Raw genomic sequence first — 9,695 nt, forward strand, 5'->3', positions numbered from 1 at the left:
CTCCTGTCTCCGGTGGCGTCTCTGGTGAGACGGGGGGCGGGGCCGTGGTGGTACCGCCGGCGGTACCACCGACGACGACGTACCCGATCAGGCGCTCGCCGTCGGCGACGACCGCCGCGGCGCGGACCTCGGGCTGGTCGAGCAGGGCGGCCTCGATCTCGCCGAGCTCGACGCGCATGCCGCGGATCTTGATCTGGGTGTCGAGGCGGCCGAGGTACTCGATCTCGCCGTCCGGCCGCCACCTGGCCTGGTCCCCGGTGGCGTACAGGCGCGAGCCGGGCGGGCCGTAGGGGTCGGGGACGAACCGTTCGGCGGTGAGGCCCGGGCGGCCCAGGTAGCCGCGGGCCAGCTGCACCCCGCCGATGAACAGCTGCCCCCGGGTTCCCACCGGGGCCCGCCCGAACCGGTCGTCGAGCACCTCCAGGCGGGTGTTGTCACCCGGGCGGCCGATCGGGACCACCTGCTCGGCGGGGTCGCACCGGTGCGTCGAGACCTCCACGGCGGTCTCGGTCGGACCGTAGAGGTTGTGCAGCTCCACCTCCGGCAGCCGTTCGGCGAAGCGCCGCACCAGGTCGGCGGGGAGCGCCTCGCCCGAGCAGACGACCCTGCGCAGCTCACCCGGTGCCAGCTCGGGCGTGTCGAGGAAGGGGTCCAGCATGGAGGGGACGAAGTGGGCGGTGGTGATCCGCTCGGAGACGATCAGCCTGGCGAGGTAGGAGGGCTCGTAGTGTCCGCCGGGCTTGGCGACCACCAGCCCGGCACCCGTGACCAGCGGCCAGAACAGCTCCCACACCGAGATGTCGAACGAGATCGGGGTCTTGTGCAGGACCCGGTCGGCCGGGGTGATGGCGTGGTCCGCCTGCATCCAGCGCAACCGGTTGACGATCGCGCGGTGCGACACCCCGACACCCTTCGGCCGCCCGGTCGACCCCGACGTGAAGATCACATAGGCCAGCGCGTCCTCGTGGCCCGGACCGTCCGGCGGGTTCAGGTCCTCCTGACCGGTGGGCGCGGGCGCCCCGGCCGGCAGCAGCACCGTGCGCCCGGCCTGCGGAGCCTGGCCGGCCAGGGCGGCGGACGTGAGCAGCACGCGGGCCCCGGCGTCGGAGAGCATGGTCCGCAGGCGCTCGGCCGGGTGGCCCGGCTCGAGCGGCAGGTAGGCGCCTCCGGCGGCGAGGATGCCGAGCAGGGCGACGGGAAGGTCCGTGCTCCGTTCGAGGTAGACGCCGACCGGCTGGTCCCGCTCCACTCCCGCCGCGCGCAGTTCCGCCGCGATCGCGACGGCCCGGGCGGCCAGCTCGCGGTAGGTGATCCACGTTCCCTCGAACCCCACCGCGGGCGCGTCGGGCGTCAGGGCGGCCTGGGCGAAGATCAGCTCGTGCAGGGTGCCGCCGGGATGGTCGCGGCCGGTGGCGTTCCACCGGGTGATCGCCTCGGTTTCCGCCTCGCCGAGGCCGGGCTCGCCGGTCAGGGCTGCGAGCACCCGGCCGGCCAGGGCCTCGATCTGGTCACGGGGGAACTGGGTGCGGTCGTAGGAGATCGTGAGGGTCAGCCCGCCGCCGGGCACGCGGACGAAGGCCACCGTGCACGGCATGTCGGTCTGCTCGAAGAACTCCTGCCCGGTGATGGCCGCGCCCTCGCCGGGCAGCCCGCCGTACACGTGGAAGTCCCTGAAGTCGAACAACGTGTCCAGCAGCGGCGAGCGGCCCGCGGCCCGCTGGATCTCGAACAGCGGGTAGCTCCGGTGCGGAACGGCGGCGATCTCGGCGTCGAACACCCGCCGCACCAGGTCGGCGCGGCTCGCGGCGTCCAGGCGCACCCGGATCGGCAGCGAGTTGAGGAACAGCCCGAGGACCTCGCCGCCGTCCTCGTTCTCCGGCCTGCTGTGACTGAGGACGCCGGTCATCACCTCGCGCTCGCCGGTGACCAGGCCCAGCGCCCGCAGGTGCGCCGTCAGCAGGATCGTGCGCAGGGGAACTCGCAGCTCGCGGCTCTCCCGTTCGAGCGCGGCCACCGTCTCCCGCGGCACGGGCACGGCCAGCACCGTGACGTCACGCGGCCCGTCGACGGGGAACCCGGGCAGCCGGGGCAGCCGGCTCTCCGGGGCGTCGGTGACCCGTTCCCGCCAGAACTCCCTGGTCTCCGCCGAGGCCGTCGCCGACCGCTCGGCCGCCACCATGTCCCTGAACCGGGCCCTCGGCGGCGCTAGGGGAGCGGACGCGTACCCTGGCGGGGCGGCGTAACGGTGCAGGATCTCGGTGACCAGCGTGGCGACGCTCCAGCCGTCGAGGAGCGCGTGGTGGAAGCTGAGGCTGAGGGCGAACTCGCCGCCGTCCAGGACGTGGACGTGGACCCGCAGCAGCGGCGGGGACGACCAGTCGAACCCGGTGTGCTTCTCCCTCTCCCGCCACGCCGCGAGCCGTTCCCGCGGGCCCTTCCCGTCCTCCGCGTGCCCGGTCTCCCCGTCCGGGCCACCCCGGCCCGGCCCGGTCTCCCGTACGGCGCCCTCCCGCAGGTCGGCGACCTCCAGGGGGATGGTCACGGTGTCGTGGACGAGCTGCAGCGGCTCGCTGAACCCGGTCAGGTCGAACGAGGTGCGCAGCACCGGGTGCCGGGCCGAGACCTCGGCCAGCGCCCTGGTCAGCGCGGGGACGTCCGGTTCGCCGCGCAGGGTGATCGTCATCAGGTCGTGGAACGTGGGGCTGTCCGGTTCGAGCTCGCTGTGGTACAGCATGCCCGCCTGCAGCGCGGCCAGCGGATACGCGTCCTCGATCATCGGCCGTCTCTCCTTAGCTTGGCCAGGTCGGCCGGATTGAGCAGGCCGAACGCCTCGACCGCCGGTTCGGGGGCCCGTTCCGCCTCCGCCGAGGGCTCGTGGCCGGGCGCGCGCAGCACACCGGCCAGTTCGGCCACGGTCTGGTGGGTGAACAGCTGCTGCAGGTCGAGCCCGTAGCCCAGGTCCCGCAGCCGGGCCACCACCGAGAGGCTGCGGATCGAGTCGCCCCCGACGCCGAAGAACCCGTCGTGACGGCCGACCTTGTCCAGGCCGAGCACGTCCTGCCACACCTGGGCGACGGCGCGTTCCGCGTCGGTGCGCGGCGGCTCCCAGGGGAGGTCGCCCCGTCCTGGCGGCGGCGGCAGGGCGGCCCGGTCGAGCTTGCCGTTGGGGGTGAGCGGGAGCGCCTCCAGCGTCACCCACGCGGTGGGGATCATGTGCTCGGGCAGCTCGCCCCTGAGCCACTCGCGGGGATCGGCGTCCACAGCGTTCACAGCGTCCGCTGTGTTCGCCGGGTCCGCGGTGCCCCGCGCCCCCTCGCGCCGCACCCCGTACCCGACCAGCCGGGCTCCGGCGCCGTCGTGCCACACGCCGACCGCCGCCGCGCTCAGGTCCGGGTGCCCGCCGAGCACGGCCTCGATCTCGCCGGGTTCGACGCGCATGCCGCGGATCTTGACCTGGGAGTCGAGGCGGCCGAGATACTCGATCTCGCCGTCGCGCCGCCATCGCGCCCGGTCCCCGGTGGCGTACAGACGGGAGCCGGGCGGGCCGTAGGGGTCGGGGACGAACCGCTCGGCGGTGAGGCCCGGGCGGCCCAGATAGCCGCGGGCCAGCTGGACCCCGCCGATGAACAGCTCGCCCGGCGTCCCGGCCGGTACCGGGCGCAACGCCCCGTCCAGCACGTACAGGCGGGTGTTGGCCACCGGGCGGCCGATCGGCACGATCTTCTCGCCCGGCGTGTAGCGGTGCCGGGAGACGTCGACAGCGGCCTCGGTCGGCCCGTAGAGGTTGTGCAGCTCCACCCCGGGCAACCGCCCGGTCAGCCGCTCCGCCGCCCCCGCCGTCAGCTCCTCGCCGCTGCAGATCACCCGGCGCAGCGAGCCGCACTCCTCGATCCGCTCCTCCGCGGTGAAGGCGGCGAGCATCGAGGGGACGAAGTGCACCGTGGTGATTCCCCGCTCGACGACGAGGTCGCGCAGGTAGGCGGTGTCCCGGTGGCCGTCGGGGCGGGCGAGCACCAGGCGGGCCCCGCTGATCAGCGGCCAGAAGAACTCCCACACCGACACGTCGAACCCGGCGGGGGTCTTCTGGAGCACGGCGTCGCCCGCGTCCAGGCCGTACGTCTCCTGCATCCAGCGCAGCCGGTTCACGATCGCCCGGTGCGACACCCCGACACCCTTGGGCCGCCCCGTGGACCCCGAGGTGAAGATCACGTACGCGAGCGAGCCGGGCAGATCCCTCGCCCGGCGGCCCGCGTCCGCCGGCTCCGCAGGGGAGCCGAGGGCGGCGGTGAGCTCCACGGCCCCGGCGTCGGCGAGCATGGCCTCGACACGGCGCTCGGGCAGCCCCGGGTCGAGGGGAAGGTAGGCGGCCCCGGCCTTGAGCACGGCGAGTAGCCGCACGGGCAGGTCGAGCGAGCGCTCCGCCCGCACGGCGAACACCCGCTCCGTGTCCGTGTCCGTGCCGGCGCGCAGCCGCGCGGCGAGCAGGTCGGCGCGGTCGTTCAGCTCGGCGTAGGTTAGCGTCTCGCCCTCGAAGACCACGGCCGGGGCGGACGGGGTCCGCGCGGCCTGGGCCTCGACGAGACCGTGCAGCGTCTCCTCCGGCGGGTACGCGGTCTCGGTGGCGTTCCAGCCGGTCAGCACCAGGTCCCGCTCCCGGGGGGAGAGCAGTTCCAGGTCGCCCACCCGGGTTGCCGGGGCGGCGACGGCCGCGCGCAGGAACGTCTCGAAGGACGCGGCGAGCCGCTCGACGGTCTCCGGCAGGAACAGGTCGCGGTTGTAGACGAACCTCGCCGCGAGGCCGTCACCGGTCTCCGAGACGTACAGCTCCAGGTCGAACCGGGTCGAGGTGGTGTCCGGCGCGAACGGCTCGGCCACCGTCCTCCCCGCCCGGCCGGCCGGGGACCCGGGCATGGTCGTGGACCCGGTCGCCGCCGTGACCGGGGGTCCGGTCGGAGGCCCGGTCGTGGGCACGGCCGCCTGTCCGGTCGTGACCGTGGAACCGGTCACCGCTTCGGTCGCGGGCGTCGCGTGCCCGGCAGCCGGTACGGATCGCCCTGCCGGGACCGTGCCGCCCAGGTAGCTCTGCAGGGCGAAGAGCACCTGCACCACGGGCGGGCGGGTGGCGTCCCTGGCCAGATCGAGTTCGGCGACCAGTTTCTCGAACGGCAGCTCCTGGTGGCCGTAGACCTCCAGGGCCGCGTCGCGGGTGCGGCCGAGCAGCTCGGCGAACGTGGGATCGCCCGCCAGGCGGGCCCGGAGCGGCAGCAGGTTCACGAACAACCCGACCACGTCCTCGAACTCCGTCAGGTCGCGTCCGGCGACCGGCGAGCCCACCGCGAAGTCGTGCTGTCCCGACCAGCGGGAGAGCACGGCCTGGAAGCCGGACAGCAGCGCCATGTAGAGGGTCGCGCCGCGTTCCCGCGCGAGGTCGCCGAGCGCCCCTGTGAGCCCGGCGTCCAGCCGCAGGTCGTGCCAGGCGCCCCGGTGCCCCTGCCTGGCCGGCCGGGGCCGGTCGAGGGGAAGGTCGAGCGGGGGCAGCGCGGCCAGCTCCTCCCGCCAGAACTCCAGGTGCCGTTCCAGGCGCGGTCCGGCCAGGCGCTCGCGCTGCCAGAGCGCGTAGTCGCCGTACCCGACGCGCGGCTCCGGCCGGCCGGCGCGCTCGTCGCGGCCGTCGCGGCCGGAGAGCAGCTCGTCCAGCAGGAGCTCCGCCGACCAGCCGTCGGCCACGATGTGGTGGACGGCGACCAGCAGCACGTGGTCCTCGGGGGCGAGCCTGACCAGGGTCACCCGGAGCAGCGGGCCGTCGCCGAGGTCGAAGGGGCGTGCCGCGTCGGCGCTGACGACCCGCCGCGCCTCCGCCTCCGCTTCCGCCGCTCGGGAGCCGGCCGCCGGGACCGGTCCCGCCGAAGCGGTACCCGCCTCGGCGACGCGGATCGCGATCCGTGCCTCCGGCGCCCCGGCCGGGACGACCCGCACCTCGGGCCTCCCGTCCGAGGAGGCGGGGAAGCGCATCCGCAGGCTCTCGTGCCGCGTCACGGCGGCGTCCAGCCGCGCGTCCAGTGCCGCGAGGTCCAGCGGCCCGCGCAGCCGTGCCGCCGCGGGCAGCACGTAGGCGCCGGTCCCCGGGCTGAACTGCTCCATGAACCAGAGCCGTTCCTGCGCGAACGACAGCGGCGGCGCCGTGCCCTCCAGGCGCCGTACCGGTCCGGGCCCCGCCTCGGGACCCGCACCGGGCCCGGCCTCCGCCAGCGCGTCCAGCGCCTGCGCCAGCCTCCGTACGGACGGGTGGCTGAAGGCCAGCTTCAGCGGCACGTCCAGCCCGGTCGCCGCGGAGAGCCTGGCGATCGTCCTGGTCGCCAGCAGCGAGTGGCCGCCGAGCTGGAAGAAGTCGTCGAGTGCCCCCACCCGTTCCACTCCCAGGACCTCGGCCCACACCGAGCACACCAGCTCCTGCGTGGCGGTCTCCGGGGGCAGGTACCCCTCGCCCGAGCGGTGCTCGGGGGCGGGCAGCGCGCCCTGGTCGACCTTCCCGCTCGGGGTGAGCGGGATGCGCGCGACCTCCACCACGGCGCTCGGCACCAGGTGCGGCGGCAGCTCCGCCGCGAGGTACTCCCGCAGCTCCCCGCCGCCGGGCCGGTGCCCGGCCCGCTCGCGGGCACCTTCCGCCTGCCCGGTGCCGCCGTCGCCCGTTCGCCCGCCGTCCGTCCGCTCGCCGGCGGTCCGGTCGTGCCGTACGACGTAGGCGACCAGGCGGCGGTCGCCGGGAGTGTCCTCCCTGACCGTCACGGTCGCCCGGCCCACCCACGGATGGGCCAGCAGGCGGGCCTCGATCTCGCCGGGTTCCACGCGGTAGCCCCGGATCTTCACCTGGCGGTCGAGGCGGCCGAGGATCTCCAGGCGCCCGTCGGGCCGGAACCTGGCCCGGTCGCCGGTGCGGTACAGGCGCGAACCGGCCGGGCCGTACGGGTCGGGTACGAAGCGTTCCGCCGTCAGGGCGGGCGAGCCCAGGTAGCCGCGAGCGAGCCCGTCGCCGCCGACGCACAGCTCGCCGGGCGCGCCGGCGGGCACCCGGGCGCCGTGCTCGTCCAGCACGTGGACGCGGGTGGCGGACAGCGGGTGACCCACGGTCGGCCGCCTGGACGCCTCGGCGGGGTCGAGCTCCCCGGCGGTGGCGATGATCGTCGTCTCGGTCGGCCCGTAGCTGTTGACCAGGGTGACGCGCTCGCCGTGCGCCTCGTACCAGGCGGCGAGCGCCGGTCCCGGCAGCGGGTCGGCGCCCAGGATCAGCAGGCGCAGCGCGGGCGGCCAGGAGGCACGGGCGGCGACCAGCTCCTGCCAGTAGGAGGTGGGCAGGTCCATCACCGTCAGCGACGCGCCCCGCGGGGTCCGCAGGAAGTCGGGAAGCGGCTCGTCGGGGGCGAGCACCAGCTCGGCCCCCGAGGTGAGCGCCGGGTAGATCTCCTCGGCGTGCGTGTCGAAGCCCACGGAGGCGAACTGGAGCACCCGGTCGTCCGGCCGGATGCCGTACTCGGCGCGCATCCACGCCACCCGCGCGTCCAGCGCCCGCCGCTCGACCTGCACGCCCTTGGGGGTGCCGGTCGAACCGGAGGTGTAGATCACGTACGCCAGGTTCCCCGGCCCGCCGGGCCTCGTCACCAGACCGTCCCCGGCGGGCGTCCGGGCGCCTTGCTCGTCCGGCCCGTCAGTGCGGGCGCCGGACGGTGAGCCGTCTCCGGCGCCCTGACCGTTTCCGGTGGCGGGGCCGTCCGCGACGCCGTCGAGCGGGATCGTCGGCAGGTCGCACTCCGGCGTGCCGTCCTGGGACAGCAGCAGCGCGGCCCCGCTGTCGCGCAGCATCCAGCGCAGCCGCTCGGCCGGGTAGGCGGGGTCGAGCGGGAGGTAGGCGCCTCCCGCCATGGCCGTCGCCAGCAGCGCCACGACCAGCTCGGGACCGCGCCGGGCGCACACCGCGACCACGGTCTCGGGGCCGGCCCCCTCGGCGGCCAGCCGCGCCGCCAGCCGCGCGGCGCGCTCGCTCAGCTCGGCGTAGCTCAGCCGCCGGTCGCCGTGGCTGACCGCGACCGCGTCCGGCGCCAGCCGCACCCGCTCCTCGAACAGCTCGACCACCCCGGCGGGACCGGCCGGACCGGCGGGATCGAGGGGCGCGGGCAGCGCGGTGGACAGGGACGCGGTGACGGCGGGCAGACGGTCCTCGGGGAGCAGCATCGCGGCCCGCAGCCGGGACAGCGGGATGTCGGGGTCGTCGGCGACGGCCTCCAGCACGCGCTCGTACCTGCGCAGCATCCTGGCCACCGTGTCCGGTTCGAACAGGTCGGCGTTGTAGGACAGCAGCGCGTACAGCGAGTCCGAGCGGGGCGTCACGTCGAGCATCAGGTCGAACTTGGCCTGCCGCGCCCCCGGATCGAACACGTCGGTCTCGATGCCGGGCATGACCAGCTCGGACGCCTCCTTGTCCTGCATCACGAACATCGCCTGGAACAGCGGCGTGGTGCTCAGGTCGCGCTCGACGCGCAGCTCGTTGAGCAGCCGCTCGAACGGGATGTCCTGGTGGGCGAAGGCGTCGAGCACCGTCGCCCGGACGCGGCCCAGCAGCTCCCTGAAGCCGGGGTCACCCGACAGGTCGCCGCGGAGCGCGAGCGTGTTGGGGAAGAACCCGACGATCTGCTCCAGCTCGGGACGTTCCCGTCCGGCGATCACCGACCCCACGCACACGTCGTCCTGCCCGGAGTGGGTGCCGAGCAGCGTCTGGAAGGCGGCGAGCAGCACCATGAACTGGGTGCACCGCTCGTCCCTGGCGAGCCGGTCCAGCCGGGCCGTCAGCTCCCGCCCGATCCGCCGCGCCGCGTAGTCGCCGTTGGACGACTTCACCGGAGGCCTGGGCCGGTCGGCGGGGACGTCCAGCACGGGCACCCCGGCCAGCTGCCCGCTCCAGTAGCCGAGCTGGCGGCGCACCCGCTCCTCGTCCAGCAGAGCGCGCTGCCAGGCCGCGTAGTCGGCGTACTCCAGCACCGGCGCCGGCAGGGCCGCCTCGCGTCCCTCCAGGTGCGCGCCGTAGCAGGCGGCGAGCTCGCCCAGCAGGATCTTCAGCGACCAGCCGTCGGCCACGATGTGGTGCAGCACCACGCACAGCACGTGGTCGGTCTCCGACATGGTGATCAGGTGGACCCGCAGCAGCGGCCCGGCCGCCAGGTCGAACGGGCGGTTGGTGAGGTCGGCGACCAGCTCGGTCGCGCGGGCCTCCCGCTCGGTGGCGGGCAGCCGGGTGAGGTCGATCAGGTCGGGTTCGACCGGCAGGGGCGGCCCGATCTCCTGCACCGGGCTGCCCTCGTGCGAGGTGAAGCGGGCGCGCAGGGTCTCGTGCCGCTCCACCAGCCGGCCGAGCGCGTACCGGAGCGCCCCGATCGAGACGTGCCCGCGCAGCCGCTGCACCATGAACATGTTGTACGAGGCGTCGGAGGGGTCCAGCTGCTGCAGGAACCACAGGCGCTCCTGGCCGAACGACAGGGGAGGCGGCCCCCCGCCGTCCGCGCGCCGGGGGATGCCCGACGGCCGCCGCGGCGGCGGTTGCCGCCGCAGCCTCTCCTCCAGCGCGGCCCGCTGTTCCGGGCTGAGCCGCGCCAGTTTCGCCCTCAGGTCACTCATCCGCGGGGCCCTCCAGCGTGGCGGGCTGAGCC

General features: G+C 75.1%; 2 protein-coding genes. Both read right to left on the bottom strand.

The annotated features are described in order from the left end of the window. A partial coding sequence (locus AB0G15_RS04655) for an amino acid adenylation domain-containing protein (protein WP_362835331.1) occupies positions 1 to 2,776 on the bottom strand: 2,776 nt, incomplete at its 3' end. Beyond that, a complete protein-coding gene (locus tag AB0G15_RS04660) occupies positions 2,773 to 9,663 on the bottom strand; it encodes an amino acid adenylation domain-containing protein (protein ID WP_362835333.1) in 6,891 nt (2,296 codons plus the stop codon). The genes AB0G15_RS04660 and AB0G15_RS04655, both read right to left, overlap by 4 nt. Between the last annotated feature and the right edge of the window lie 32 nt (positions 9,664 to 9,695).

It is taken from the genome of Streptosporangium sp. NPDC023825 (assembly GCF_040639575.1).
Classification (GTDB): domain Bacteria; phylum Actinomycetota; class Actinomycetes; order Streptosporangiales; family Streptosporangiaceae; genus Streptosporangium.